We start from the raw sequence: 25,112 nt of genomic DNA on the forward strand, positions 1-25,112 counted from the left end.
ACACTTGAAACCTAACTATCCGCTTCACATTTCCCTTTTTATACTTACTTTTCTTTCGATCACCTTCTGCGATGTTTTTTTAGATCCGAGGTATCCCCAGACTTGGGAAGTATATTCCGCCGCCTTTTTCTCCAATTGGCCCTATTCCGTGGCACTCATTGTCATTTTGTTTTTTCATGAAATGGGACATTATCTTCCTGCAAGGTACTATGGAGTCAGAGCCAGCCTTCCCTATTTCATTCCTGTTCCTTTCGGGCCGATCGGAACGATGGGTGCTGTGATCAAAATCAAGGACCCCATTCCTGATAAAAAGATTCTTTTCGATATAGGAGTAGGCGGGCCTTTGATGAGCCTCATTCTATCGGTTGTTATATGGATATACGGAATTCATCTTTCTCATGTGGTCGCTTTTCCTGCGGATTTGGATAAATCCCAGTTCCTTCTTTTCGGAGACAGTGCATTTACATATCTGACAAGTCAGTGGATTTTAGGGCCTGTCGATTTTTCCGTTATGGACATCGAAGCCCATCCTTTGGCAAAAGCAGGATGGGTCGGTCTTTTGATTACCGCCATCAATATGCTTCCTTTCGGACAATTGGACGGAGGACATGTAATTTATTCTTTGTTCGGTGAAACTTATAGAAAATGGATTTATTGGCTGTTTATTGCGTTTTTGTTTTTGGCTTTTTTCAGCATCACATGGCTGCTTTGGGGTTTTATCATTTATTATTTGATAAAAGTGGAACATCCATTCGTCAAAGATTCTAGTGAAGGACTTTCCAAATTCAGAAGAGCTTTGGGTTTCTTTATGCTGATTTCTCTGGCAGTTATATTCGTCCCTAAGCCGATCGTAGTGGCGACAGAGGCTCTGGGGAACAATGTTTTATCCGACGTCTGGGAGATTCTCCTTCAAAGACTGGGAGAGTTATAATATGAAATTACGAATTCAATCCTTCTTTTATGTTTTGATTTTATTTTCCGCATCTTATCTTTTTTCACAAGAAGCGAAAGACTATAAACTTACGGACAAGGCATACGGCCTTGCTTGGGACGGTGTCAACTTTTGGTTTATAGATACGAACCGAAGAGCTTTGATCAAGATCAATGAAATCGGGGAACAAGAAATTTATAACCTTGGTTTGGCGAATTTAAGAGGAATCAGCTTCGACACCAGAGAAGCAAAACTACTTGTTGTTGCTCCCAAACAAATATTAAAGATCGATCCTAACACGGGTGGAATTACCGATAAAATCAATATTCCGATCCAGAATGTGGCAGGGGTCGCCAGTGTGGGAAATTTTTATTATCTGTTGGATCTGGACAACGCTAAGGTACAGATCTTCGACCAAGCCAGTTCCATTTTAGTAGGGGGGTTTTTCACCGACCGAAGCAGACCTAGAGATATTTGTTTCGGGAGAGATTCCTTATGGATCTCCGATTCGGCAGATAACACTGTTTATAGATACGATGCAAAGTCGGGTAAAATCACCGGTTCCATCAAAACCAGCTTAAAAGCGATTCGAGGAGTTCTTCTCAGCGGTTCCAAACTTTGGGTTGTGGATCGGGAGGCTCACGAAATCAAAAATATTCCGTTCATCGAAACGGAACGTTTCATCGCTTCCGGGGAAGAGGAATATACTTTGGAAGTAACCTTAAAATTCAGAATCGATACGGTGTCCCTTTCCAAAGCACAGATTGCGGTTCTGCATCCTCCTTCCAATGAGCAGCAACGTATCCGTTCCGTTAAATTTACAGATGCCAGCTTTCAACCTGCATTCATCCAAAGAAACCGAGCCCATTTGAAAAAACTTTCTATTGAGGATTCTCCCGGAGAACAGGTATTAAAGTATAAGTTTACTTCCAGAAATCAGTTCATCAAATATTACGTAGGTGATGATTATTTGAACAAGGAAACTTCTTATCCTGCGGACATTACGAGTTATTACGATAAACAGAAAGAAAACGGAAAACTTTTCGCCAGAGATTATTTGGAGATTATCCATTCCAATCGTCTTCTATCCACTTCCCTTCAAGATTTTAAATCCAAGATGATGGAAGCGGGTGTGCCTGTGATGCCTTACAGAATGATCCGTTTCGAAAAAGGAAAGGCGAAATCGATTCAAGATTCCATTTCCTTGTTTTTGCTAGGATATGGCTGGATTCCCGTTGCGGACATAGGAACGAGTTCGACTGCCGACAAAAGGTATTTTGAAAAAAAAGAATCGGATTTAATTCTTTATCAAAGTTTGAATTCGACTCCTTCGGTATCTCCTGTTTACTTTAAAAAAGATGCCAATTCTGAATGGGAAAATCTGCCTGCGGAGATTACTTACAAGATCAAGTAGTCTCTTTGTTCTTTCCTTTCTCTTCTTGAGTTGTATTTCCTCTTTTCAAGAAGAGTGGAACAAAATCACGATTTATCCCATAAGCTTTGAAAACCAAAGCAGACTGAAGTTGCTTGTGGAGTCCGCTTGGAATCAACTTCCCAAAACAAAATCCCAATGTACCGTTTTTAAGGAGACTCCTCTCCAGACGGAAGGAATCAAAAACTATTATTGTCATTTGCTTGGGTTCTCCTCCCCGAAACAAATTTCAGAGTTGTTAGGTGTTCCTGTCTTTATCAGCGGGCCTCATCGTGGAAATGAGATCGTTTTCGATTCCTCTGATTCTTTCGGGTTTTATCATCCTGAGTTTCCAATTCGTCTTCGGAAATTTATGATTCCGGGAAGAACGAACGCAGGTTTTCGTGCGGCAACACAGAAAGTTTATGATGAGCATGTAGCCAAAACGGCTCGAATCTTTTTTGCCACCTATCGAAAGTTAATTTCTAATCAAAATTATTTCGAATCGGAAACGGAAAGATACATCCGTCTGATTTCGGAAAAACAACTGGAACCCTATTATTTGGAAAAATACAATCTCTTTCTACATCCTGATTTTACGGATGGAGAAGAAGAAGCCGAGTCGGCTAAATTTCAAGTATGGAGAGAAGATGAAAATGCGGACACAGTACTTGTAAAACAATGTGTTGGTTTTTGGATTCGAAGACGGATCGACGGAACGGAAAACTCTTTTTATTCAGGACTCGAGGATTTGATACAATCCTACGATCCTGAATTTTATAAAAAAAGAACGGAAGCGGCAAAACCTTAATCGGATTTCTGCCGCAAATAAGTGTTAGAGTAGAAGATCCTTCACTGCATCGATCACATCTTTTTCATCGTTTTCCGTCATTCCTGCAAATAGAGGAAGTGAGATGGTTCGATCGTACATTCTGCACGCATTCGGATATTCTTCTCTTTTGAATCCGAACGTTTTTTTGTAATAAGGATGTTCGAAGATAGGAATGAAGTGGAGACTGGTTCCTATGTTTCTATCCTTCAATTCCTCAACAAAAGAGTCTCTTCCCAGTTTTGCGACTTTAGGATCTAACTCTACTCTGTAAAGATGCCAACTGTGCTGTCCGTCTTTGTCTTCTTTAGGAAGAGTCAGACCTTTGATGGACTTGAATTCTTCATTATAATGTTTTGCGATTTCGGTTCTTCTTTCCCAGAAAGCATGAGACTCTTTCAATTGAACCACTCCTAGCGCCGCTTGGATGTCGGTCATATTGTATTTGTATCCTGCATCCACCACTTCATAGTACCAACCAGGTCGATTGAATGCGTCTCTGTTGATTCCATGAAGGCGCATCTTTCTCATCCTTTCTGCAGCTTCTGCATGTGAGGTGGTGATCATTCCGCCTTCCCCGGTAGTGATCCCTTTCGTAGCATAGAAACTGAACACTGTGTAATCGCCCCAAGTTCCTATCATTTTATTTTTATGAACGGCCGGGAATGCATGTGCCGCATCTTCTATGACGATGAGATTGTATTTTTTTGCGATGGATAGTATCTCTTCCATATTGCATGTGTATCCTGCCAAATGAACCGGGATAACAGCCTTTACTTGTTTTTTCGTTTTTACGGATCTAAGTACTTTGCCGTCCCATTTGCACTTCGATTCGATAGTTTCTTGTAAGGTGGCAGGAGTCAGAAGGTTATGGATCGGATCCACATCCGTTAGGATGGGTTCTGCGTGAAAATAACAGATAACTTCCGTTGTTGCTGTGAATGTGATGGAAGTCGTGATGACCGCATCTTCTTCCGTAAGCCCGATCGCTTCCAATGCTAAATGAAGTCCCGCAGTTGCCGAGTTCACTGCGATAGAATGAGGGGCTCGGACGAAGTCACCGAACTCCATTTCGAATTGTTTTACTTTGGGGCCTGAGGTGACCCAGCCGGAGCGTAAGACACCCGCTACTTCTTCGATGGCATCTTCGGAGATGGACGGTAAGGCAAAGGGAAGAAAGGTTTTGCGCGAGGTCAGCATATTCATCTAAACGACATAATTCGGAAAAATTTCCAGTCTTTTCCGCTCCTAAAGGAACTATCGGAAGCATTTTTCCCGGCTATATAGGGAATTTCACGAGTTATTGAAAAATATTCTTGTAGCGACCGGTTTCTGTTAAAAAATTTCCTGGAACATGGAAGTTCAGTTTTCCGAAATCTTAGATCGTATTTCTGTCATAGACAGAGATATCTCCGAACTCAATCGGTTGAAAGGCCGTTTGCCTGCGGACAGACCGTATTCTCCTTCCCTGCAGTTAACTTTCGATAAGCAGATCAATACTCTTTTGAACGAAAGAGTGGCGCTTATGGAATTGCCGGTCGTCAATCCTCCGATCTGGCTTTTTCCTAAGGAACCGGGTCTTTCCGTTTCCGAAGAGACGTCTCTCCTTAAGGAACGTAAGGCGCTGTTGGCCGGAGATCTTTCCGTATCTCATCCCAACGAACAAGATGTAATTAATTTTATCAGAGACATTCCCAAAACGGAAATCCACCTCCATTTGGAGGCTTGCGTAAATAAGGAAACTTTAAAGTTCTTATACAAAAAGAACGGAATTGAAGTTACGGACAAAGAGTTTGAAGATAAGTACAACTTCAAAGACTTGATGGGTTTTATCCAAGTTTTCTTCTTCGTTCAAGGTGCTGTGAAAGAAGCAAGCGATTTGGCTTACTTCATTGACAGTTTAGCCGACTACCTACGTTCGAATAACATCGTTTATTGTGAGGCGTTCTTCGCTCCTTCCAAGTTCATCCAGAACGGTCTCGATTTTGACGAGATGGTGGAAGTGATGGTGGAACGCATTCGCCAAATCGAAGTAAAAGACGGAATCACAATTCGTCTTTTGGTGGACGTTTCCCGTTCCTTCGGACCGGAAAATGCGATGAACAATCTCAAACGAGTTTTAGGTCTCAAACAAAAAGAAGTGATCGGGATCGGACTTGGCGGTGCGGAACTTATGGGTCCTGCCAAAGATTATGCGGAAGTTTTCAAGGTGGCGAGAGAAGCAGGTCTTAGAACTGTAGCTCACTCCGGAGAAGACGACGGTCCTTGGGCGATTTGGGATGCAGTTAGTTTGTGTAAGGCGGAAAGAATCGGACACGGTACTTCTGCCATCCAAGATCCTGAACTCGTCAAATACATGAAAGACAATCGAATTCCGATTGAAATTTGCGTCACCTCAAACGTGTTTACCGGAAAGTATGTAAGAAAAGAACAAAATCACCCCGTTCGTTACTACTACGACCAAGGTTTGACTTTATGCATCAATACGGATGATCCTGAAATTTTCAATGTGAACTTAACTTACGAATATTTCAAATTGTACCGCTTTTTGGATTTTTCCATCGATGAGATCGTCGATTTAGTCAAACAAAGCGTTTATTGCACTTTTCATCCTCAGAAAGAAACTCTCTGGAAACAAATGGAAGAAAAGATTGATGCGATAAAGGTAAAATATAATTTACCTACACCATCTGTTTTGGTTTAGGTTTTTATGACTAAAAAATTATTTCTAATCGGGCTTTTGTTTTTGATTTCGTGTTCGAGCGAAGGGATCAACGGCCCGGACGTTCTAACTAAAGATACTACGATCAAAAGAATCCGTTCTGCGAAACTCGCGAGACTTGCCGCTTGCGGTGGTAACGTAAACGTCCAAGCTTTGTTCGTCAATGATTCAATAGAATTTGCAGGTTACACTGCAGCTTTTTACTCCGAAAAAGATGTTTCAGATTGTACGCTTCGAATTTTCTCCGTTGCATGCGGCCAGGAAGTGCCTCCATGTAATTTGAGTTCAAAATCTGCCTTTAAAGGAAGTTTTCTGCAAGGCGAATTTTAAAAACAAACCATCGTTATTTTAAGAGGGATTTATGGATTTGCCGAAATCAAAAATAAGCTTCCAATTGGCTAAAAATTTATTTTTAATGGCCTTTCTATATCTCCTCTCTTGCGCAGATGCGGGAATCAACGGTCCCGATGTTCTGACTAAAGAGACCACACAACAAAGAATTCGTACTGCCAAACTGGCAAGGCTTGCCGCCTGCGGAAGAAATGCGGACATACAAGTTTTATTCATCAATGATTCTTTGGAGACAGCAAGGTTCAACGGGCCTTATTATGCGGTGGCAGATGTGAAAATCTGCACCGATCAGATTTTCTCCACTCCTTGCAATTCGGAAGTAACGGAATGCAAGCTGAGTGCTAAATCTGCCTGGAAGGGAAGTTTCCTACAAGGCGCATTTTAAAAACAAACTGTTGTTATATTTCACTTAAACACGAATCTAATCGGGCTTGGAATGATATGACTTTAGGATCTAAGATTCAAGTTTTTGTAATTGATGACCACCCGATGATCCGGAAAGGTCTACAATCCGAGATTGAAAACGACCTTACTTTGAAATTTATAGGATCAGCTTCCTCGATCAAGGATGCTTTGCCGATCATCGGATTCAAGGCGGTCGATGTCTTGGTTGTAGATATTTCGTTGAAAGATGAAAATGGACTTTTGGAATTTACTAATATTCGAAAAAAGCAACCGAATCTAAAAATTATTTTTTTTACCATTCATAGAGATTGGGAATATCTCCAAAAAGCGGCAATGTTAGGAGCTGATGGTTATTTACTTAAGTCTGATAGTGCGGATCGGATTTTGTCGCAGTTGTATAGTTAGATGAAGACATGATCTTTTGAGTGGAAGTGACTAGGGACTTCATTTGTCTGGAGAGGTCTTCCGATTCGTTTAGAGAGTTCGAAAATCTTTTGGATATCAAAACGGAATGAGATATGATTAAAAAAATCTGACCATAAGGAATCATATAAAAACTATCGAGAATTCCGAATGTGAATAGAATATCGTTTATATTAGCAGCCATCAAACCTGTATAACCCATAAGTAAAACCCATGCACTCTTTTGTTTTTTAACGATCCCCACTAATAGAAAAATCATCCATCCGGGAATGACCGTAAAAAAGATATAAACGAGCATCGGATTAAGAAAAGACGCATATACATAGTTTGGTGCCACAACGGTTAAAAAACACATCGTATATATGGGAAGATTGAAATATAATCCGTAACGTTTCCAGAATTCGTTGGGAACAAATCTGTATAAAAAAGCATATAAAACGGGGCCGGAGCAGAACACGGAAAAATATTCGATACGATTGAGAATTTCCCATGAGATGAAATCGAACAATAAATGTCCCAACCTTTCCCCTGTGGTCAACGTCCTCAGTAAAATCAAAATACAATGGATCGCGAAAAGAAGCGGTGTAGGGTCTTTTCTTCGGAACGAATAGAATATAAGATTGTAACAAGCCATAAGCATCGCAGCAATACAAACTGCTACGCTCATCGCAGATTGAACTTGTTTTCTTTGAATGATGGTTTCTGCTTTGCCGAATAGAATGGGGTACCAATAACCTCCCCATAGATTGGTATAATTTGAAACATGGATTACAATATCGAATTGTTCTCCTTCCGGAAGCAGGACAATTTGGGGTTTGTATTTCGCAACGGATTCGTTTTCTGAAACGCCGACTTTACCCGCAGAAGCCAGCAATTCACCGTTTACATACATTTCATAAGATGTGCCGATGTCCGGAATATATAGGGCCAAGTTGGAAGTTTTTTCCCTTAACTTAACCTCGATTACATAACTAGCGTATCCGTAACTGCCGATCGTTTCGTCGAAAAATTGAGTATCATTCCATACGGAAGGGGAATGTTTGAGAATAAATTTCCGCTCAGAGTTTGGGGGCGATAAGGAGATTATTTTAGGTGTTACGAACTGTTTCCAATATAACTTCCATTCTCCGGAAAGTTTGATGATGTTTTGCGCATCGTAATCCGCCGAAGTAAGGTCTAAAATTCCGTTTTTTGCTTCTATCTGGTTTTGGTAAGTTCCCGTACAATGGAGGTTAGCAATTGATAAAATAAATACGGAAAATATATAGAGCTTTAGTTTTTCCAAAACGGATAAACTATGCAAAAAATGTCTATAGAGTCAATGTATAAAAAATGATATTAGGAAACAGTGTTCCACCGACGGGGTTGGTTGCCGGTGGAAATAATTTTATTCCAATCCCAATCTTTTGAAGATGGCTGGGATTTTTTCCAGATAAGGTTCGATTCGGAAAATCTCATCCAAGTCGGATTCTTTCAGGATGGAAGAGCAACGAGGATCCGCTTTCAGTCTGTCTCTTAGATTTGCGTTCGTATCCGCCCAAACCGCCATTGCGTTTTCTTGAACGATAGCATAAGCGTCCTCTCTTGTGATTCCCCCTTTTTCGATCAGCCAAAGAAGCACTTTTTGAGAGAAAATGAGCCCTCTCGTTACGTTTAACGTACGTGCTGTGGCATCAGGATAAACATGAATTCCTTTCAATACGAAATTCATTTTTTCCAATATATAATCGAGAGCGATTGTTGAATCGGGAAGAACGATTCTTTCCGCAGAAGAATGGGAAATGTCTCTTTCATGCCAAAGAGCTACGTTTTGCAGACCTACGTTTACGTTGGAGCGAATCACTCTTGAGATCCCCGAGATTCTTTCGCAAACGACAGGGTTTCTTTTATGAGGCATTGCGGAAGATCCTTTTTGGCCTTTGGCAAAAGGTTCTTCTACTTCTCTTCCTTCCGTTTTTTGAAGAAGTCTCACTTCCGTTGCCATTCGATCCAAACTTGCAGCAACGACTCCCAACACGGAAAGATAAAATGCATGTCTGTCTCTGGAAATGACTTGCGTAGCGATAGGATCAACGGTTAATCCTAGTTTTGTGAGAACGTATTCTTCGATTTCGGGATCGATGTTGGAATAGGTTCCTACCGCACCGGAAAGTTTTCCGACGGCAATTTGGGATCTGGCATCTTCCATTCTTTCTATGTTTCTCTGCATTTCGGAATAGAAGAGTGCGAATTTTAATCCCAATGTCATGGGTTCTGCGTGAATTCCGTGAGAACGTCCGATACAAGGAAGGTCTTTATATTCGATTGCTTTTTGTTTGGTGGTAGCTAAAAGTTCTTTGGCTCTTTTGATCAAAAGGTCGATGGCTTGTACCATCTGCACGCAAAGAGCAGTGTCTCCTACATCCGAAGAAGTGAGTCCGAAGTGAACATGTCTTCCTGCCGGTCCTATGTAAGAATTCAAATTGGTGAGATAGGCGATTACGTCATGATGTACTTTGGATTCGATCTCCAAAATCTCATCCACATTGAACTTTGCTTTGGCTTTAATTGTTTCCAAATCTTCTTTGGGAACTTCCCCTCTATTGGCGCGAGCTTCGCAGGCATAAATTTCAATATCTGTCCAAATTTTAAATTTGTTCTCTAATTCCCAAATGGCTGAGATTTCAGGATGGCTGTAACGATCGATCATAAGGGCAGAGTTTCAGTGCAAACATTCGTTTCAACTGTGAATTTTACGATTGCAGAACGACGTTCAAGATCCATTTTTAGGTGCATATTATCATAATCAAAGAGGAAGATATGTCCAAAGAATTCGAAGGCAAGGTTGCGCTAGTAACCGGAGCCGCATCTCCCATCGGACTGGGACGTGCCATCGCAAACCGCATCGCATCACACGGAGCCACATTGGTTTTGGTGGATCTGAATCAGGAAAAAATCGACGAAGCTGCAAAAGAAGTGGAAGCCGCTTACGGTGTAAAGGCGATAGGAATCGCTGCGAACGTAACGAAGCCGGAAGACTGCGATGCTGCCATCAACAAAATCAAAGAAGTGTTCGGCAAACTGGACTTTTTGGTGAACAATGCCGGGGTTTTGAAAGACAATCTTCTGATCAGAATGACTGAGCAGGAATTCGATTTCGTAATGGATGTGAATTGTAAGGGTGTATTCCTTATGACCAAATCTGCCAGCAAACTTTTATTAAAGTCTGATTCCGGAAGAATCGTAAACATTTCCTCCGTATCAGGTCTTACCGGTCAGCCAGGTCAGGCGAATTATTCCACTTCCAAAGCAGGTGTGATTGCTCTTACTAAAGTTTCCGCCAGAGAATTTTCAGGAAGAAATGTTCTTGTAAACGCAGTTTGTCCCGGTTATGTGCAAACGGAGATGACCGGTTCTTTGACAAAAGAAGTTCAGGAAAAATTGACGGATGCAGCAGTGATCCCTTTGAAACGTCCTGGAAAACAATCCGAGATCGCATCTGCTGTGAAATTTTTTCTCAGCGAAGATGCTTCTTACATCACAGGAACCTACCTCAGAGTAGACGGCGGAGCCGCTATCGGGATGTAGATTTTTTAGCCTTAGGCGATTTTTGCTTTTGCTGAGTCGCCTTAGGTGTGTTTGTTTCTTTCTTTTCTTTGGTGACTACGTTTTTTACAGGTTCTACGGTTATCGTTTTTGGCTCAGGAACGATCGGAGGACTTTCGATTTCATAATCGTATCGAACCGTTTGGCTCCAGTTTCCTGCATAATCCCTTACGCTGGCAGTTAATGTATGTTTACCTGGAGTGTACAATAATTCCGGTTCGAAAACTTCCACCCTTCCGTCTTTAGGAAAGTATTCCGCTTTTCCTCGAACTCCGTCTACTGTGACGTCGAAACCTTCCGGCATGATTCCGGAGCCGACATCCACCGCTTTCAGCATCAAAGCGAAATCCTCTTTGGGGAAAACGGTTTTGTTCATAGATTCGTGCAAATAGATATTAGGCGGTGTTTGGTCGGATAAAACGACGAAGAGTCCCGTTTTTCTGAGTCTTACTTTGAAAAAAGTTCCCCAAGAACTGAAGGAAGATCCTTTGATTTTTTTGACGGAACCGTCCGGAAGAACTTCATATAAGTCTGCGGAATTGATATCTCTTGACTTAGGAACCTTTACGTAAAGGTCATAACCTAGATTGAAATCTTTGAATTCAGGGCCGATTTCATATACGGAAGAAAGTTGATTTAATCCTTCCGTTTTGATTTTCACGTTCTCTTTCGCTTCGATTTCGAAATTCCCTTTGGAATAAATGGCGTTCACAGGAAAAAACAATTCCACTCTCGTATCTTTTGATTTGAAAGTGGTGTATCTGTCGAATTGGACATTATAAGTCCATTCCTTGGTGATGATATGTTTGTAGTCTCCCTGATCTTTGGTTACGTAAAAACTTGCCATCGCCTGTCTGTTTCCTTGGCCTTTGGCACGGATGAGTATTTCTTTCGGTTCTCCCGTTTTTAAGGATTCGCTATCGATTAACCCTTGTTCTCTTTCCGGTTTCAGGATTCCCAACAAATCGTTTCCATCTCTCGTATGCAAAAAATAGGAAAAAGGATTTCCATTCGCTTTACTGATGCTGCTGTCGTAGAGAAGAACGTTTTTGCGGGAATGGTTTTTTAAAATTTTAGAGAGCTGAAAACCTTGTAACAACTGTTCACCGATAGACATATCCAATGTGAAAATTCCCAATCGGTTCGAATTGGATTTTTGATGGATTGCGATTTGAAATCCTACCTTCCCTTGGATGGAAATCGTAGGAGATTCGGAAAGTTCGAATCTATTTCCTCCAACAGGATAAAAAGGAATGTCTATCGTTTCGTGTTTTCCGTTGATGAAACTTCTGGAGGTTTGAGGAGTGATTCGAAGAGAATCGAAAACTACTTCTTCTCCTTCCGAGTAACCCAGACCGAAATGCATCGGGTTGTAATAGATATCGTCTTTGAATAATTCGAAGTGAAGGTGGGGAGGGCCGACTCCCGTATCTCCCGAATAGGCGACCATCTCTCCCTTTTCTACAGGAACCGGTTCCGGAAGCACGATATCGAAATCGACTCTGTCTTTGAACCTTCTGGATTGTTTTGACTTTAATATTTGTTTAACGACTTTCGGTGCGAATTTATGCAGATGGCCGTATCTGGAAGTCATACCGTCGTCATGTTGTACGAATACCGCATAACCGATGCTTGTCCATTTTCTTTGAACTCTGGTTACTTTTCCTTTGGAAACGGATAAAATAGGAAGACCGATTTTTCCGGCTGTGGAAAAATCTTGTCCCATGTGAAAATGGCCGGTTCTAAATTCACCGAACGTGCCTGTGATCGTATTCAAACCTTTTACAGGCCAAACATAAGGTTCCGTAAGAACGAAACCTTGGGGATAATCGGATGAGAACGTCTGACTTGAATAGAAAAACAGAAACGTTAAGAAAAAAATAAGACGTCTAGACATTCCGTTTCAAGATTATTTTAGCCTTCGATTTCGAAAAGACTAATAAGGCGGTAGGAGATTGAAACTTTCCATGGGAAAGAGGGGAGGGGAAGAATTAGTAGATGTACCTGCAAAGTAAGAATTTTGCCGGAGAACGGTTTCTCCGGCGTTTCTTTTATTTCAAATTGGGTCTGCGTTTTTCCTTGAGGGCGGTCATCGCCTCCAAAAGATTATCAACCACTCCAGGTTGCTGGAAAGCGGTGATGGTTTCTTTTCGGTATTGTTCCAATTTTGCGATCAAATGACCGTTTAACATGTTCTTAGTGGAACGATAAGCACTCATCGGGATTTTAGAAAGAGAATCCAATTTTTTCAAAGCGAGTTTTCTCAAGTCTTCTCTGGAAGCGGTGATTTCATCGATCAAACCGATTTCTTTAGCTTCTCCCGCTTTGTATACTTTTCCTTCCAAACAAACTTCGGACCAGTATCTTGGTTCGACGCACATTTTGATTCTGTCGATGAAACTTCCTGGAAGAGGAAGGCCCACATTCACTTCCGTAAAACCGATTCTGCCTTTTCCATCGTACATATATTTATAGTCACTGGCCACAGTGATGACGGCACCTCCGCCCATCGCATAACCGGTCACTTCCGTAATCAAAGGTTTGTCGAATTTGATGAGTTCTCCGAATAGAATTACGATTCCGCCCACTTCATCCAATAGTTTATCTTTCGATGTGGAAAGAAGATTGTCCGCATCGAGACCGTTGCAGAAAAATTTTTCGTGATCGGATGTAAGGATGACTCCCTTTTTAGAAGGATCTTGATTGATTTCTTTTAAAATAGCACCTAATTCGCGCATATTGGCGCCGGTAAGTGAGTTTTGATCGTTCATTTCAAAATGAATGATTTCCGCATTGCCGCCGCTGACTGTGATTTCTTCTCTTTTGTAACTCATGTCTCTATGTGATCTTCCTTTTGAGGTTCTTTTTCCGGGAGAGTTTCGGAAGGAGTTGTTTGGGCACCGGTTGGCGGAGTAGAAGGAGTCGATTTTTCCTTTTTCTCTTTTTTCCTTAGCTCTTCCTTTCTTTGTTCTTCCATTTTCAAATAATCATCGAATTCGTTGGGAGCCATATAGATCGCAAATTTATCATCATCTTGCACATGTTCGATGAAAGCTCCCATGTGTCTTCCTGCGATGAATGAAACTTTGTCTTGGCCGATAAAGATTTTGACGACTCTTTCGAATACTTCCACTTCTTCTTTTCCTACTTCGGGAACACCTCTGATATCGAAACAGATGTACTCGTTTTGGATCGACTTTAGAAAGTTAGGAGTGAATATCTTTTTGAATTCGGGGAAAATATATCGTTTTAGATTGGCTCTGCATTGAAACAAAACTTTTCCGTGGCTGCGGTCCACGTTTACGAGAGAAACGTTGTCTCTTGTTTTGCTGTTTTCATTGAACTTATGTTCTTCGATCAAAGATTGGATTCGATCGAGAAGATTTTGTTTGAAGAGAGGTTTCACCATGTATTCCGTGAAACCTAGAATTTTATGATTGAAGACGAAGTTTTCATCTTCTTTGGGGATGAGAGCTACGATGGGAATCCCTTGAGTGATGACATCCTTTCTCAACTCGATGACGAATTCCAATTCCTTTTTGTCTTTGAAAGAAAGACCGAGCAGGATGATGTCCGGGTTGGAAGACTTTACGTATTCCTTAACCGTCTGAGTGAACTTTGTAATGACGACCCTTTGCCGCAAACCTTGAAAAATATTTTCTAATTCCGATGCGGAATACGGATCGTTTTCGATGGCCATTATAAAATGCATGGTGTTTGGATAAGGTTTAAATGAGTCCGGCTTCCGTGGCAACGCGGAAAACATTCCCGATTCTCTTTTGTTTTTCCGCTAAAATTTTATCTGTCAATACTTCTTTGACGATGTCTTCCGGTAAAGAACTCAAAGAATCGAAATCCCGTTTATAATCGGAAATCGGCATTTTGCCGAAAAGAATATTGGCTTGGAATTGATACACTTGGTGCTCCATCAGGAAACGGAGGGTGTCGAAATCTTCCACTGCTTCCGCAGTGATCACAGCTTCCCGGTTATCCGCCAATCGTTTGCAATAGTCTATGAACGCCAAATTGTCCAAAAATTTGATTTGGTCTTCTTCTATTTTGAATTTAAAGCTGATCGGATCGAGTTTGAATTCCTTGATCATGATCCCCAAATCCAGAACGATTTGGTGGGATTGACTTTTTACTCCGAAGTCGTCCGCTGCAAAACTCATTCCGTGGTCATAAAACGCCTGGCAAACGTCTTTCAACGGATAGGCGGAGTCGTCGTAAGGTTTTTCGACCAATTCGAATCTTACGTTTTCAGGATTCAAGTTTTTAGCATAGATGAGTTTATTCAGACGATCCACTTTTTCTTTTACGGAAAAAGTATCGATGAGGGATTGAGGGGAGATGTTGAACTTGAGCAAACCTGGAGCGCCGTCGCAGGCTACGATGAGTTTTTCTAAAATCAAAAGTTCGATTCGGTTGATGTCTTGGTCGTTCGGAATATCGTTGATGAGATCCTTATAACCGATGTAAGCTCCTCCTCCTACGAAAACCTCTCCTCCTTTTACGGAATAGGTTTTTGCTTTCGGATTAAAAATGACGGTAGGCTGGATCATCGCTTCATGAACGGATCCTGAGATATAAGTGTTCGCTTTGTTGTAGTAGGTCCAGCTCCAGCGAACCAGGTTGTCGTTTAGGTTTTTTTCTGAGGAACGAAATAGTTCTTCGAAAATTTCGTCGTTCGTCGAAATGAAGTTAGACTGTGTTCTGGAAACTCCGAAGTGGAAAGATGCTACTTTGTTCCGCATACATTCCTGTTGGAATTTACCTACTGCATTTTCTATATTGGGAAATCGTTCTATGTTCCATTCGAAGAGAGGAGAGATCCCCATAAGAAGAATTCCTTTTTTTTCGAAATAGTGGAATCCGAACGAAATGTCCTCTAAATCCAGACAGCCGTAAAAATCGCCACGAAGCAGATCTAAAAATCCGAGCGTTTCTATTCCGGTGATATTTTCGAAACGAATGAGGAATAAAGGTTTTCCCCTATTTTCATTGATGAATGTTTTTTTAAAAACATCCAAGTCTTTCATTCCATAATAATATGGTCCGGTGAAAATCTGATTTTTCAAAACATGCCTGCGTATTTGGTTTGATAAAGAAACGAGTCGCTTTATTCTAACGGAAATCGTCAGGATTGCAAGTAGGAGTACAGATCTATGTTGAATATTATTTTATTTTTATTGATCGGTTTGGCCGGTGGATGGCTCGCAGGAAGAATTTTGCGAGGAAGAGGTTACGGATTGGTTGCGAATTTGGTAATTGGAGTGATCGGTTCCTTTTTAGGAGGGTTTTTATTCCGCCTGATCGGATTCAATACTTACGGCCTCATTGCGGAACTGATCGTGGCAGTTGTCGGATCGATTCTTTTGATTTTCGTAGCAGGGTTTATCAAAAAAAGATAAATAAAAAACCAAACCAACGTAAGCTTATGTCCCTTACGTTGGTTAAATGAAAAAAATTATTCCAAATCGATTCCATCCCCTGGTTCGAAGTTGGAACTCACACTTTGCACATCGTCGTTGTTTTCCAAATTGTCTATGAGCTTCATGATTTTTTCCGCAGTTTCCTTATCGTTCACTTCCACAGTGGTCATGGGAATGTATTTGATTTCGGATTCTTCCATAGTCAGTCCTTTGGAAGTAAGTGCGGATTGAACTGCTTCGTATTCGCTTGGAGGAGTGAGAACCGTATAAATCCCTTCTTCTACTTGGATGTCTTCTGCGCCCGCACCCAAAGCTAAATCGAAAAGAGCTTCTTCCGAAATTTGTTCCACTTTCAAAGTCAATTGGCCTTTTCTTTCGAAGAGTCGGGAAACTGCACCCGAGTTGGCGAGAGACCCGCCCATTTTAGTGAGAATGCTTTTGATTTCGGGAGTCGTTCTGGATTTTTTATCCGTAAGAACGTCCACCATAATGGCTACTCCGCCGGGAGCGTAACATTCGTAAAGGCATTCCTCATAAACCATCCCTTCCAATCCGCCCGTTCCTTTTTTGATGGCGCGTTCGATATTATCTTTGGGCATATTGGAAGCTTTCGCTTTGGTAACTGCCAGTCTGAGTCTAGGGTTTGCTTCCGGATCTCCACCGCCTTCTTTTGCGGCAACGGAAATTTCCTTGGCGATTCTCGTAAAGATCGCTCCGCGTTTTGCGTCAATGGCCCCTTTTTTTCTGCGAATCGTGGCCCACTTCGAATGTCCTGACATAGTTTGCTCCCATTGCAAATTTTTTTAAAATCCAGGATTTTTCAACAGATTTCCCTTTTAGCCTAGTTTCTTGACGGTAGGATAAAAATCCAAAGTACTGTAAAAAAAACTGAAATAAGGCCTGTCATGATCGACTTTTCCATAACCGACGAACAAAAAGCTCTCCGGGATTTAGCCCGCGACTTCGCAAAAAATGAAATAGCTCCCAAAGCGGAACACCACGATCATACAGGTGAGTATCCTAAGGAAATTTTGAAGAAAGCCTTCGATATCGGGCTGATGAATCTTCATATCCCTACTCAATACGGTGGAGCGGGACTAGGGGTTTTGGACGAACTTATCGCTTCCGAAGAATTATTTTACGCATGTTCCGGAGTTGCTACTGCGATTCTTGCGAACAACTTGGCACTCGCACCTGTTTTGTTAGGTGCTAGCGACGAAATTTTGAAAAAATTCATCCAACCAATGAGTGAAAATTTCACTCTTGCAGCCTATGCGGTAACCGAGCCGGGCGCAGGTTCCGACGTAGCGGGAATCCGCACCACTGCGAAACGAGTGGGTGACGATTACGTTTTGAACGGATCCAAAATGTGGATCACTAACGCAGGTCATGCGGATTGGTTCTTTGTTTTGGCAAAGACGGATGTAAACGCAGGTCACAAAGGTATGACCGGTTTCATCGTAGATGCAAAAACTCCCGGAATCATTCTAGGTAAAAAAGAAAAAAATATGGGACAACGTTGTTCTGACACCCGTTCGGTGACATTCGAGGACGTAAAAGTTCCTAAATGGCAAATGGTGGGAAAAGAAGGAGAAGGTTTCAAAATCGCTATGGGCGCTTTCGACCAAACTCGTCCTGCTGTTGCGATCGGAGCCGTAGGTGTTGCAAAAGCCGCATTGGATCATTCCGTTCGTTATGCAAATACTAGAAACGCATTCGGAAAACCGATCTCAGTAAACCAAGGTGTAAGTTTTATATTAGCTGAGATGGCAAGAGACATCGAAGCGGGAAGGCTTCTTTGCTGGCAAGCTGCATGGTTGATCGACGGCGGTCACAGAAATACATACCAAGCATCCATCGCAAAAGCTTTCTGTGCGGATATGGCGATGAGAGTGACAACGGATGCAGTCCAGATTTTCGGTGGATACGGATTCAACGAAGAATACCCTGTAGAAAAATTGATGAGAGACGCTAAGATCTTCCAAATCTACGAAGGTACTTCTCAGATCCAAAGAGTGATCATTTCTAAATTTTTGAACGATGGAGTAGGAATCGAAAATCCGAATCTATAACAAAGATTCGGTTCGTTTGCCTATCTGTTGTCTCTTCGATCTATTTTCCGCACATCGCATTCTTTGCGGTGCTTGCGGAAAATTCCTTCCCATTCTACGGAACCTTCGGTAAATTAAATCCTTCCATGCTCCTTCTCATCGATAACTACGATTCTTTCACGTATATACTGTATCAGTATTTAAGAGAATGGGATGATGTAGAAGTGATTCAAAATTCGGATCCGTTGCCTTCAAATTCTCTGCAGAAATTTTCAGGTGTGGTACTTTCTCCCGGTCCCGGTCTTCCTAAAACTTCAGGCAAACTTATGGATCATATTTCCTTTCTCATAGGTAAGATGCCGATCTTAGGAGTTTGTTTGGGGCATCAGGCGTTGGCGGAATCCTTCGGAGGAAAGTTGGAAAAAGCGGGAGAAATCTTTCATGGAAGGCCTTCTTCCGTCTTTCATAAAGAAGGAGGTATTTTCAGAGACATCCCATCCCCTTTTTCAGCCAATAGGTACCACTCTTGGGTGGTATCTCCCTCCGATTTTCCGAAGGAATTGGAAGTGACAGCAGAGACAGAGAATGGAGTCATTATGGGAATCCGCCATAAAACCATTGAGAATATATATGGAGTTCAATTTCATCCCGAATCCATTCTGACCGAATTCGGGAAAAAATTAATTCGAAACTTTTGTGAGATCGCTCGTTAAATGAAATATTTCCTTAGATTGATGTCCTATTCCTTACGGTACAAAAACCGTTTTGTTTTGGGATTGGTATTTGCACTGTTAACCGCTATCCTCAACGGAATTTCTCTTACTTCCCTCATTCCCTTATTCGATGCTTTGGGAAGCGATAAAAGCAAACGATTTCATCTGGAACTTACCGGACCGGAAAAAACGATTTTGTTCGAAGAAGTTTATTTGGGCGAAGATTTTATCGACGGACTCGATCGAATCAAACTTCTGATCATCTCCGCCAAACTTCAAATCAACGATGTTACTAAGGATATGGAGCCAAAGGAAGTGGTATGGGCGGTTTGTTTCGCTGTTTTCCCTCTTTATCTATTGAAACTCATCACATATCTTCTTTCCGTATATTGCATTGCGACTTCGGGGTATAAGGCGGTCAGAGACATTCGGCAGGAGCTGTTCCGAAAAGTACAAAGGCTCCCTCTGACTTATTTTTATAAGGAAAAAACGGGACTCATCATGAGCCGCGTCATCAATGACGCTGAGATCGTAGCAGCGGTCATCTCCAGTAATTTCAGGGACGCCCTCATTAATTTTTTCTATGTAGTCACTCATTTGCTGATTTTGATCTATATGAATTCCCAGCTCTTAGTGATGGCTTGTTTGACGATACCTGTTGTGATTTTGCCTGTCACTCTGTTCACACGTAAGATTTCAAGTTCCACGACCAGACTTCAAGAAAGGTTGGCCGATCTAAACAGTCACATTCAGGAATTCATTTCGGGAATCAAAGTGATCCGAACTTTCCGCCAGGAAAAATCGGAGATCGTCAAATTTCAAAATATAAACCATAAGGTATATAGAAGAAATTTCAAAGGACAGTTCTATCTGCAGATGGCTCCTAGTTTGGTAGAGCTCACATCTTCGGTGGTGGTTCTCGCTTATTTTGCATTAGGTGCTAAATATATTTACGACGGTAAATTCACTCAAGGTGAATTTATGGCCTTCTTGCTTATCTTATTATTTTTACTCAGACCTTTGACTCAACTTTCCCAAATGGTAGGAAAAATCACTCAGGCAAATGCCGCAGGCAAAAGAATTTTCGAAATCATCGATCGTGACTCTGAAGTGGAAGAGGAACACGGGCAGGTGACTTTAGAATCCGTTAAAAAAGGAATCAAGTTCGACAACATCCATTTTGCGTATCCGGGAACCAATCAGGAAGTTTTGAAAGGAATCAATCTGGATATCAAGTTAGGCGAAACCTATGCCTTCGTAGGAACCAGCGGCAGCGGTAAGTCCACACTTATGGATTTAATTCCTAGATTTTTTGATCCTACTCAAGGTAAAATCACAATTGATGATATTGATATTCAAGATATTTCCCTTAAATCTTTAAGAAGCAAAATCGGGATCGTCACTCAGGAAATCTTTTTATTCCACGGAACCATTGCGGATAACATCGCTTATGGAACCGGCACCGCAAAAAGAAAAGATGTGATTCGTGCCGCTCGTTTGGCCAATGCACATGACTTTATCATGAAAATGGAAAACGGTTACGATACAGTCATCGGTGTCAGAGGATTGGATCTCAGCGGAGGGCAAAGGCAGAGATTGGTCATTGCCAGAGCCTTGCTCAGAAACCCGGAAATTATGATTTTGGACGAAGCGACAAGTGCCTTGGATGCTGAGTCGGAAAGATTGGTGAGCAGAGCCTTGGAAAGATTATTCAAAAACAGAACCACTTTTATCATCGCCCACCGCCTATCTACGATTCGCCGAGTTCCCAACATAGTGGTTGTGGAAGAAGGGGAAATTAAGGAACAGGGAGATCACGATTCTTTGCTTGCTAAAAACGGTCTTTATCGAAAATTACATGACAGTCAATTTGCGGATGCAGAGGTTCAAATATGAAAAAAGTTCTGATTGTAGATGATAATGATCGTTATGCGAATAATCTGACCTCTTTTTTTAAGGAAAAAGGAATCGCTTCTGACAGAGCTTTGGATGCTGCGGAAGGATGGAGATTGTATTCTGCGGATAAAACTTACGATATGATCGTTTCCGACGTGACTATGGAAACCCAAACTTCCGGTTTATGGATGATGAGAAGAATTCATAAAGACGGTTATGCGGGAGTGAAAGTCATAGCTTCCACAGGTTTCGATGTTTGGGGAGTGATGGGTTTTTCTTCTTGGTTTTTGCCCTTATTTTGCGGGCTTCATTGGATGATTCCTAAAGTTCCTCTCAAACAAGGAACCGTCGAGTGGCATCCCACCCGACTTAAAAACAAAGAACCAAAACCGTTTCTCTAAAAATCCTAATTCGATTCTTCCTTTTTGGATTTTCTTTTTTCCGTTTCGGAAGGATTGAACAAGTTTTGGTGTTTTCCTTTGTTTATGTTGGAATACTTTCCTTCATCAGGGCCGCCTAATTTTTTCACTTCGATGATTTCCAGTTTCGGATAAAAAATCCATCCGGAAACATAAGCATTCCCGCTTCCAGGAAGAGTGGACTCCATTTTCACGTTGATGTATTTATCCGTGACGATGTTCTCTCCCATTCGAACAGCGAATTCTTTCTTCGACTCACCGATAACCAAACCGATTTCATTCTGCTTGATATAAGAGACCGCTTTCGATCTTTCGTTTGCTTCGCTGCGAAGAAAGTCGTCTTCGATTTGAATCACTGCATATCTTCCGAACGCTTTTTTTCTTAACAAATGTTCGCCGATTCTTTTGGTTAATTTTTCGTCTTCCAAAGATTCGTTCAGGCGGATCAAAGAGAAAGTTGCGGATAAACTTGGGTTTTTACCGATTTCATCCAATATCTTCAAAGCTAAAGCGGGTTGTTCCTTCACGTTTGTTTCCAAAATGCGAAGACCTTCTTTGCTTCCGTGAATGGAAAGCGCTTCGATGGCAGCTTCTTTGATTTCTTCGTCTTCGGAAGATTTCAAAAATTTCTCCATCACTTCTACGTCTGCAGGGATTCTGTTGTAAGCAAGCCCTCTTAAAGAAGCGGCAACGATGATCACATACTCGGAGTTAAGTCCTTGGGTTAAGATCAGTTCTCTTCCTGCAGGATCTTTCGTTTTTCCTAATCCTTCGAAACTGGCCGCTATGACTTCAGGGTCTTCCGCTTTTGTTCCAGAGATGAAGTAAGAAAGGGATTTTTTATCCCCGATATCCGCAAGTGCTTTATAAGCGGCAGGTCTAACTTGGTATCCGTCTTTATCAATTGCTGTCTGTAAAGCGCCTCTTCCTGCTTTCAATCTTCCTAAGGCAAGTGCAGCTGCGGATCTTACTCTAGGAATAGGATAGGTAAGAAGAAGTTTTTCCAGATTCTTTGGTTTTTTGAAGTGTTCCCATTGGAATACTTGGACCAAACCTTTACGAACTTGTTCCGTATATTCCTTGTCTCTTTTTTCCTCTTCGGTAAGAACTTCTTCTTCTTGTTTGATTTGTTCCTTAAACAGATCTTTGGCGGTCCCGGTTACTTTCGCCTTTCTTTCCAATCGTTTGATCTGCAATTCATCTTTGTTCGATTTAACATCTTTGATGTCTTTTTGATTCGCAACAATAACAGGTTCTTTTGTTTCTACAACTTCCGTTTTTTGAATCTCAGGATCTTTTTTCGGTTCTTGTACGACTGTTTCATTCGTCTTCGGATAATTATTGCTATCCGATCTTAGATTTTTGACGGAGGTTTGGATCGCTTGCGCTTTGGGAGCATACTCGTTGAGTTTTTTCAATATGTCTCCGAGTTCTCCGCTCACTCTTCCTAAACTAGGACCGTCGAAATAATTAGGAGCGGTGTTCATCAGCTCCAGATTTCGTTTTTGTAAGGATTGAATGCTGTTTACGATTTCAGGAAGATCCTCTTCCAAATAAGCTGCAGCGGCCATCTCCGCTTTGATCTCTTCTCCTAAAGATCGTTTTGCGTCCGCTTTCATCACTACGTTATCCGCAAACTCTAAGGTAGTTACATTCTTCTTAGCGGTAAGGATAAAATCATCATAGGTTTTGTTATTTGATAATTTGACGGCAGACTTTTTTCCTTTGAGAGGATCAATGTCCGTCCCTTGGAATTCTTTAAAACGAGGAGATGCGTCTGTTAATTGATATGGTCTTGCGGAGGAACATTGCAAGAGAAACAGGATCAGGCAGCAGAAAACTCCCTTCCAAATTATGTCTTGACCCGCTCTAAGTTTATGATAACCTATTTCCATACTCTTAATATCGGTATTGTACTATAAGTAAAATTAGCGGCAATCTGAGTGGTCTGAAGCCAAATCAGATAAAAAAGTTAAAATCTCTCTCAGAAAAGAGATTAAGAAGCGATTCCATCATCACTTTTGATTTTTCCAGAAGTGTTGGGGAACTTTCTGTCGAAATCAGGCGCCAAATCGGTGTGTTGATCGACCGCTCCGGTTATGTCACTCACTTGATCGTGGGAAGTGATCATTCCATTGAAATTCCCCACTTAGACCGCTATCGTGTAGCGCATTCCCGCTTAAGAGGCCTTCGCCTCTTTCACACTCATCTCAAAGAAGAAACTCTAAACCAAGAAGATCTAATGGACTTGGTTCTCAACCGTTTCGATTCCATTACTGCAGGAGTAGTGGATCCATCCGGCATTCCTAAATTTTTTTATTCCGCATACATCAATCCCGATCCCGACTCGGAAAAACTTTGGATTTTGGAAGATCGTATTTATCCGGGACAAATTAAGGAAGGTTATTCGGAAGAGATTCAAGCACTGGAATCCGAGTTCACTAAAAACAATTCCAATCTGAAAGATTCACAAAAACATAACAGGGCTTTTTTGGTAGGAGTTTACGATACCCGCAGAATGAAGCGCAGTCCCGAACATTCTATGGAAGAACTCAAGGAACTTTGCAGAACTGCGGGAATTCATGTGGTGGATACTTATATGCAGAAAAAACTTCCCGACTCTTCCACTGTGGTCGGAAAAGGAAAACTGCAAGAGATCATTTTGAAATCGGTTCATAAGGATATCGAACATTTGATTTTCGATTTGGAACTCACACCTTCCCAGGCGAAAAAAATTTCCGATGCAAGCGATCTGAAAATCATAGATAGAACTCAATTGATTTTGGATATATTTTCCAAAAATGCAAAATCCAGAGACGGTAAACTGCAGGTAGAATTGGCTCAGTTGAAATATCTGAAAAATCGCCTGTCAGAGTTAGACGACAATATGTCCAGGCTTACCGGGGGAATCGGCGGAAGAGGGCCGGGAGAAACGAAACTGGAAATCGGAAAACGTAGGGTAGAGGAAAAAATCACCCGTTTGGAAAACGAACTTCTATCTTTAAAAAAGCGCAGGGAACTCAACCGCAAAGCCCGATCCAGAAACGAGATCCCGATCGTAGCGATCGTCGGTTATACGAATGCAGGCAAATCCACTTTGTTGAATGCTCTTACCAATTCGGAAGTTGTGGCAGAGGACAAACTCTTCGCTACTTTAGATCCTACCACAAGGCGCATTCGTTTTCCGGAAGAAAGAGAAATCATCATTTCCGATACTGTAGGTTTCATTCATGACCTTCCTCCCGATCTTTCTCAAGCTTTCAAAGCCACTTTAGAGGAATTAGGCGATGCGGATCTATTGCTTCATGTTGTGGACGTTTCGAATCCGAATCATTCCGAACAAATGGAAGCGGTCGACGAAATTTTGAACAGTTTGAATCTGCACGAAATCCCCAGACTAGTGATCTACAATAAAGCGGACAACATCGATTCGGAACAATTCGAGATTTTGGCAGAAAACGGCGAGATACTCGTCTCCGCATTCACTAGACAAGGATTAGGTGAACTATTGAATTTGATCGAAGAAAGGTTGTGGCTGGAAAAAAAGGAAAACCTTCTCACCGCCTAATTCCAGTTTTTAATCGCAATTTCTTTGGTGGCGTGGATTTGGATTTGTTTCGGAAGATCCATCAGTTTCACTACGTTCTCTAAGAAATGATTCAATCCTCCGATTTGAATTTTACCGTTTTTAGATTCCACGGTTTTGATCATTCCTAGAAGAGTCGCCACTCCGATGCTGTTGATGTATTGAAGATTTGTTAAATCTAAAATTAAATTATAAACATCTTCTTCAAAGATAGCGGAAATATTACGATTGATATCGTAAGCATTCGTATTTGTGATTTGGTCGTTGAAAGAAACTAATAAAACCCGATCTTTACCGATTTCTATGATTTCGGTTTCAAGAGAGAGAGCGGAGAATTCGATTGATCCCATGTGGCTAC

General features: G+C 41.5%; 24 protein-coding genes. 14 read left to right on the forward strand and 10 right to left on the reverse strand.

Annotated features, from left to right (window positions below; genetic code table 11):
- Positions 1 to 4: 4 nt before the first annotated feature.
- Genes EHS15_RS03840 through EHS15_RS03850 form a run of 3 tightly spaced genes read left to right on the forward strand, consistent with a single transcriptional unit; the run spans position 5 to position 3,153 of the window.
- Positions 5 to 931 (forward strand): site-2 protease family protein, encoded by a 927-nt coding sequence (locus EHS15_RS03840; RefSeq protein WP_135759216.1) that lies wholly within the window; start codon positions 5 to 7, stop codon positions 929 to 931.
- Between the two features lies 1 nt (position 932).
- Positions 933 to 2,345: a YncE family protein gene (locus tag EHS15_RS03845; RefSeq protein WP_246051881.1), complete on the forward strand. Its 1,413-nt coding sequence runs from the start codon at positions 933 to 935 to the stop codon at positions 2,343 to 2,345.
- 25 nt (positions 2,346 to 2,370) lie between these two features.
- Entirely contained in the window at positions 2,371 to 3,153 is a 783-nt protein-coding gene (locus EHS15_RS03850; RefSeq protein ID WP_167884147.1) for a hypothetical protein, read from the forward strand.
- A 24-nt stretch (positions 3,154 to 3,177) separates the two neighbouring features.
- Here the strand turns inward: EHS15_RS03850 and EHS15_RS03855 are convergent, their stop codons facing one another.
- Positions 3,178 to 4,371 carry a DegT/DnrJ/EryC1/StrS family aminotransferase gene (locus tag EHS15_RS03855; RefSeq protein WP_135759218.1) on the reverse strand — a complete coding sequence of 398 codons (1,194 nt, stop codon included), beginning with the start codon at positions 4,369 to 4,371 and terminating at the stop codon, positions 3,178 to 3,180.
- Between the two features lie 154 nt (positions 4,372 to 4,525).
- Between EHS15_RS03855 and add the strand changes: the two genes are divergently transcribed.
- From add to EHS15_RS03875, 4 genes are read left to right on the forward strand one after another with little or no spacing between them, the layout of a single operon-like run.
- Positions 4,526 to 5,875, forward strand: a complete 1,350-nt coding sequence (gene add / locus EHS15_RS03860; RefSeq protein WP_135759219.1) for an adenosine deaminase — start codon at positions 4,526 to 4,528, stop codon at positions 5,873 to 5,875.
- A 6-nt stretch (positions 5,876 to 5,881) separates the two neighbouring features.
- Complete coding sequence (locus tag EHS15_RS03865; RefSeq protein ID WP_135759220.1) at positions 5,882 to 6,223, forward strand: hypothetical protein; 342 nt, start codon at positions 5,882 to 5,884, stop codon at positions 6,221 to 6,223.
- A 31-nt stretch (positions 6,224 to 6,254) separates the two neighbouring features.
- On the forward strand, positions 6,255 to 6,629 hold the full coding sequence (locus tag EHS15_RS03870; RefSeq protein ID WP_135759221.1) for a hypothetical protein: 375 nt from the start codon (positions 6,255 to 6,257) through the stop codon (positions 6,627 to 6,629).
- A gap of 56 nt (positions 6,630 to 6,685) precedes the next feature.
- Positions 6,686 to 7,054: a response regulator gene (locus EHS15_RS03875; RefSeq protein WP_135759222.1), complete on the forward strand. Its 369-nt coding sequence runs from the start codon at positions 6,686 to 6,688 to the stop codon at positions 7,052 to 7,054.
- Here the strand turns inward: EHS15_RS03875 and EHS15_RS03880 are convergent.
- Both EHS15_RS03880 and purB read right to left on the reverse strand, forming a co-directional pair.
- Positions 7,008 to 8,375 carry a 7TM-DISM domain-containing protein gene (locus EHS15_RS03880; RefSeq protein WP_135759223.1) on the reverse strand — a complete coding sequence of 456 codons (1,368 nt, stop codon included), beginning with the start codon at positions 8,373 to 8,375 and terminating at the stop codon, positions 7,008 to 7,010. The two genes, EHS15_RS03875 and EHS15_RS03880, sit on opposite strands and share 47 nt — an antisense overlap.
- An 84-nt stretch (positions 8,376 to 8,459) precedes the next feature.
- Positions 8,460 to 9,761 (reverse strand): adenylosuccinate lyase, encoded by a 1,302-nt coding sequence (gene purB / locus EHS15_RS03885; protein ID WP_135759224.1) that lies wholly within the window; start codon positions 9,759 to 9,761, stop codon positions 8,460 to 8,462.
- A 110-nt stretch (positions 9,762 to 9,871) separates the two neighbouring features.
- On the opposite strand from purB, the gene EHS15_RS03890 reads away from it, so the two are divergent.
- Complete coding sequence (locus EHS15_RS03890) at positions 9,872 to 10,639, forward strand: glucose 1-dehydrogenase (protein WP_135759225.1); 768 nt, start codon at positions 9,872 to 9,874, stop codon at positions 10,637 to 10,639.
- On the opposite strand, the gene EHS15_RS03895 is transcribed toward EHS15_RS03890, so the two are convergent.
- The 4 genes from EHS15_RS03895 to EHS15_RS03910 all read right to left on the reverse strand — a co-directional run bounded on the left by EHS15_RS03895 (position 10,626) and on the right by EHS15_RS03910 (position 15,696).
- Positions 10,626 to 12,554, reverse strand: coding sequence for a M23 family metallopeptidase (locus tag EHS15_RS03895; protein WP_135759226.1), 1,929 nt, complete (start codon positions 12,552 to 12,554; stop codon positions 10,626 to 10,628). The genes EHS15_RS03890 and EHS15_RS03895 overlap by 14 nt on opposite strands.
- Positions 12,555 to 12,708: 154 nt before the next feature.
- Positions 12,709 to 13,491, reverse strand: a complete 783-nt coding sequence (locus tag EHS15_RS03900) for an enoyl-CoA hydratase/isomerase family protein (protein ID WP_135759227.1) — start codon at positions 13,489 to 13,491, stop codon at positions 12,709 to 12,711.
- The gene (locus tag EHS15_RS03905) at positions 13,488 to 14,357 is read right to left on the reverse strand and encodes a response regulator (protein WP_135759228.1); all 870 of its coding nucleotides are present in this window, start codon (positions 14,355 to 14,357) and stop codon (positions 13,488 to 13,490) included. Before EHS15_RS03905 ends, EHS15_RS03900 begins: the two co-directional genes overlap by 4 nt.
- Before the next feature lie 28 nt (positions 14,358 to 14,385).
- Complete coding sequence (locus EHS15_RS03910) at positions 14,386 to 15,696, reverse strand: EAL domain-containing protein (RefSeq protein ID WP_210416289.1); 1,311 nt, start codon at positions 15,694 to 15,696, stop codon at positions 14,386 to 14,388.
- Between the two features lie 126 nt (positions 15,697 to 15,822).
- Between EHS15_RS03910 and EHS15_RS03915 the strand changes: the two genes are divergently transcribed.
- Entirely contained in the window at positions 15,823 to 16,068 is a 246-nt protein-coding gene (locus EHS15_RS03915; RefSeq protein WP_135759230.1) for a GlsB/YeaQ/YmgE family stress response membrane protein, read from the forward strand.
- A 56-nt stretch (positions 16,069 to 16,124) separates the two neighbouring features.
- On the opposite strand, the gene EHS15_RS03920 is transcribed toward EHS15_RS03915, so the two are convergent.
- A complete protein-coding gene (locus tag EHS15_RS03920) occupies positions 16,125 to 16,868 on the reverse strand; it encodes a YebC/PmpR family DNA-binding transcriptional regulator (RefSeq protein ID WP_135759231.1) in 744 nt (247 codons plus the stop codon).
- Positions 16,869 to 16,994: 126 nt separating this feature from the next.
- On the opposite strand from EHS15_RS03920, the gene EHS15_RS03925 reads away from it, so the two are divergent.
- The 4 genes from EHS15_RS03925 to EHS15_RS03940 all read left to right on the forward strand — a co-directional run bounded on the left by EHS15_RS03925 (position 16,995) and on the right by EHS15_RS03940 (position 21,150).
- Positions 16,995 to 18,161, forward strand: a complete 1,167-nt coding sequence (locus tag EHS15_RS03925; RefSeq protein WP_135759232.1) for an acyl-CoA dehydrogenase family protein — start codon at positions 16,995 to 16,997, stop codon at positions 18,159 to 18,161.
- Between the two features lie 125 nt (positions 18,162 to 18,286).
- Positions 18,287 to 18,853, forward strand: a complete 567-nt coding sequence (locus tag EHS15_RS03930; protein ID WP_135759233.1) for an anthranilate synthase component II — start codon at positions 18,287 to 18,289, stop codon at positions 18,851 to 18,853.
- Positions 18,854 to 20,749 carry an ABC transporter ATP-binding protein gene (locus EHS15_RS03935; protein ID WP_135759234.1) on the forward strand — a complete coding sequence of 632 codons (1,896 nt, stop codon included), beginning with the start codon at positions 18,854 to 18,856 and terminating at the stop codon, positions 20,747 to 20,749.
- Entirely contained in the window at positions 20,746 to 21,150 is a 405-nt protein-coding gene (locus EHS15_RS03940; RefSeq protein ID WP_135759235.1) for a response regulator, read from the forward strand. The genes EHS15_RS03935 and EHS15_RS03940 overlap by 4 nt, the downstream gene beginning before the upstream one ends.
- 5 nt (positions 21,151 to 21,155) lie before the next feature.
- On the opposite strand, the gene EHS15_RS03945 is transcribed toward EHS15_RS03940, so the two are convergent.
- A complete protein-coding gene (locus tag EHS15_RS03945) occupies positions 21,156 to 23,063 on the reverse strand; it encodes a HEAT repeat domain-containing protein (RefSeq protein WP_246051882.1) in 1,908 nt (635 codons plus the stop codon).
- 68 nt (positions 23,064 to 23,131) lie between these two features.
- Between EHS15_RS03945 and hflX the strand changes: the two genes are divergently transcribed.
- Positions 23,132 to 24,736 carry a GTPase HflX gene (hflX, locus tag EHS15_RS03950; protein WP_135759236.1) on the forward strand — a complete coding sequence of 535 codons (1,605 nt, stop codon included), beginning with the start codon at positions 23,132 to 23,134 and terminating at the stop codon, positions 24,734 to 24,736.
- On the opposite strand, the gene EHS15_RS03955 is transcribed toward hflX, so the two are convergent.
- On the reverse strand, positions 24,733 to 25,104 hold the full coding sequence (locus tag EHS15_RS03955; RefSeq protein ID WP_135759237.1) for an STAS domain-containing protein: 372 nt from the start codon (positions 25,102 to 25,104) through the stop codon (positions 24,733 to 24,735). The genes hflX and EHS15_RS03955 overlap by 4 nt on opposite strands.
- Between the last annotated feature and the right edge of the window lie 8 nt (positions 25,105 to 25,112).

The sequence above is a fragment of the Leptospira idonii genome (genome assembly GCF_004770995.1).
In the GTDB taxonomy this organism is placed as follows: Bacteria; Spirochaetota; Leptospiria; order Leptospirales; family Leptospiraceae; genus Leptospira_A; species Leptospira_A idonii.

Excerpts from the sequence above, each read along its gene's own strand:
- EHS15_RS03845 (WP_246051881.1), top strand. The coding sequence starts at position 933 with ATGAAATTACGAATTCAATCCTTCTTTTATGTTTTGATTTTATTTTCC.
- EHS15_RS03855 (WP_135759218.1), bottom strand. The coding sequence starts at position 4,371 with ATGCTGACCTCGCGCAAAACCTTTCTTCCCTTTGCCTTACCGTCCATC.
- add (WP_135759219.1), top strand. The coding sequence starts at position 4,526 with ATGGAAGTTCAGTTTTCCGAAATCTTAGATCGTATTTCTGTCATAGAC.
- EHS15_RS03865 (WP_135759220.1), top strand. The coding sequence starts at position 5,882 with ATGACTAAAAAATTATTTCTAATCGGGCTTTTGTTTTTGATTTCGTGT.
- EHS15_RS03870 (WP_135759221.1), top strand. The coding sequence starts at position 6,255 with ATGGATTTGCCGAAATCAAAAATAAGCTTCCAATTGGCTAAAAATTTA.
- EHS15_RS03875 (WP_135759222.1), top strand. The coding sequence starts at position 6,686 with ATGACTTTAGGATCTAAGATTCAAGTTTTTGTAATTGATGACCACCCG.
- purB (WP_135759224.1), bottom strand. The coding sequence starts at position 9,761 with ATGATCGATCGTTACAGCCATCCTGAAATCTCAGCCATTTGGGAATTA.
- EHS15_RS03890 (WP_135759225.1), top strand. The coding sequence starts at position 9,872 with ATGTCCAAAGAATTCGAAGGCAAGGTTGCGCTAGTAACCGGAGCCGCA.
- EHS15_RS03895 (WP_135759226.1), bottom strand. The coding sequence starts at position 12,554 with ATGTCTAGACGTCTTATTTTTTTCTTAACGTTTCTGTTTTTCTATTCA.
- EHS15_RS03900 (WP_135759227.1), bottom strand. The coding sequence starts at position 13,491 with ATGAGTTACAAAAGAGAAGAAATCACAGTCAGCGGCGGCAATGCGGAA.
- EHS15_RS03905 (WP_135759228.1), bottom strand. The coding sequence starts at position 14,357 with ATGGCCATCGAAAACGATCCGTATTCCGCATCGGAATTAGAAAATATT.
- EHS15_RS03910 (WP_210416289.1), bottom strand. The coding sequence starts at position 15,696 with ATGAAAGACTTGGATGTTTTTAAAAAAACATTCATCAATGAAAATAGG.
- EHS15_RS03915 (WP_135759230.1), top strand. The coding sequence starts at position 15,823 with ATGTTGAATATTATTTTATTTTTATTGATCGGTTTGGCCGGTGGATGG.
- EHS15_RS03920 (WP_135759231.1), bottom strand. The coding sequence starts at position 16,868 with ATGTCAGGACATTCGAAGTGGGCCACGATTCGCAGAAAAAAAGGGGCC.
- EHS15_RS03925 (WP_135759232.1), top strand. The coding sequence starts at position 16,995 with ATGATCGACTTTTCCATAACCGACGAACAAAAAGCTCTCCGGGATTTA.
- EHS15_RS03930 (WP_135759233.1), top strand. The coding sequence starts at position 18,287 with ATGCTCCTTCTCATCGATAACTACGATTCTTTCACGTATATACTGTAT.
- EHS15_RS03935 (WP_135759234.1), top strand. The coding sequence starts at position 18,854 with ATGAAATATTTCCTTAGATTGATGTCCTATTCCTTACGGTACAAAAAC.
- EHS15_RS03940 (WP_135759235.1), top strand. The coding sequence starts at position 20,746 with ATGAAAAAAGTTCTGATTGTAGATGATAATGATCGTTATGCGAATAAT.
- EHS15_RS03945 (WP_246051882.1), bottom strand. The coding sequence starts at position 23,063 with ATGGAAATAGGTTATCATAAACTTAGAGCGGGTCAAGACATAATTTGG.
- EHS15_RS03955 (WP_135759237.1), bottom strand. The coding sequence starts at position 25,104 with ATGGGATCAATCGAATTCTCCGCTCTCTCTCTTGAAACCGAAATCATA.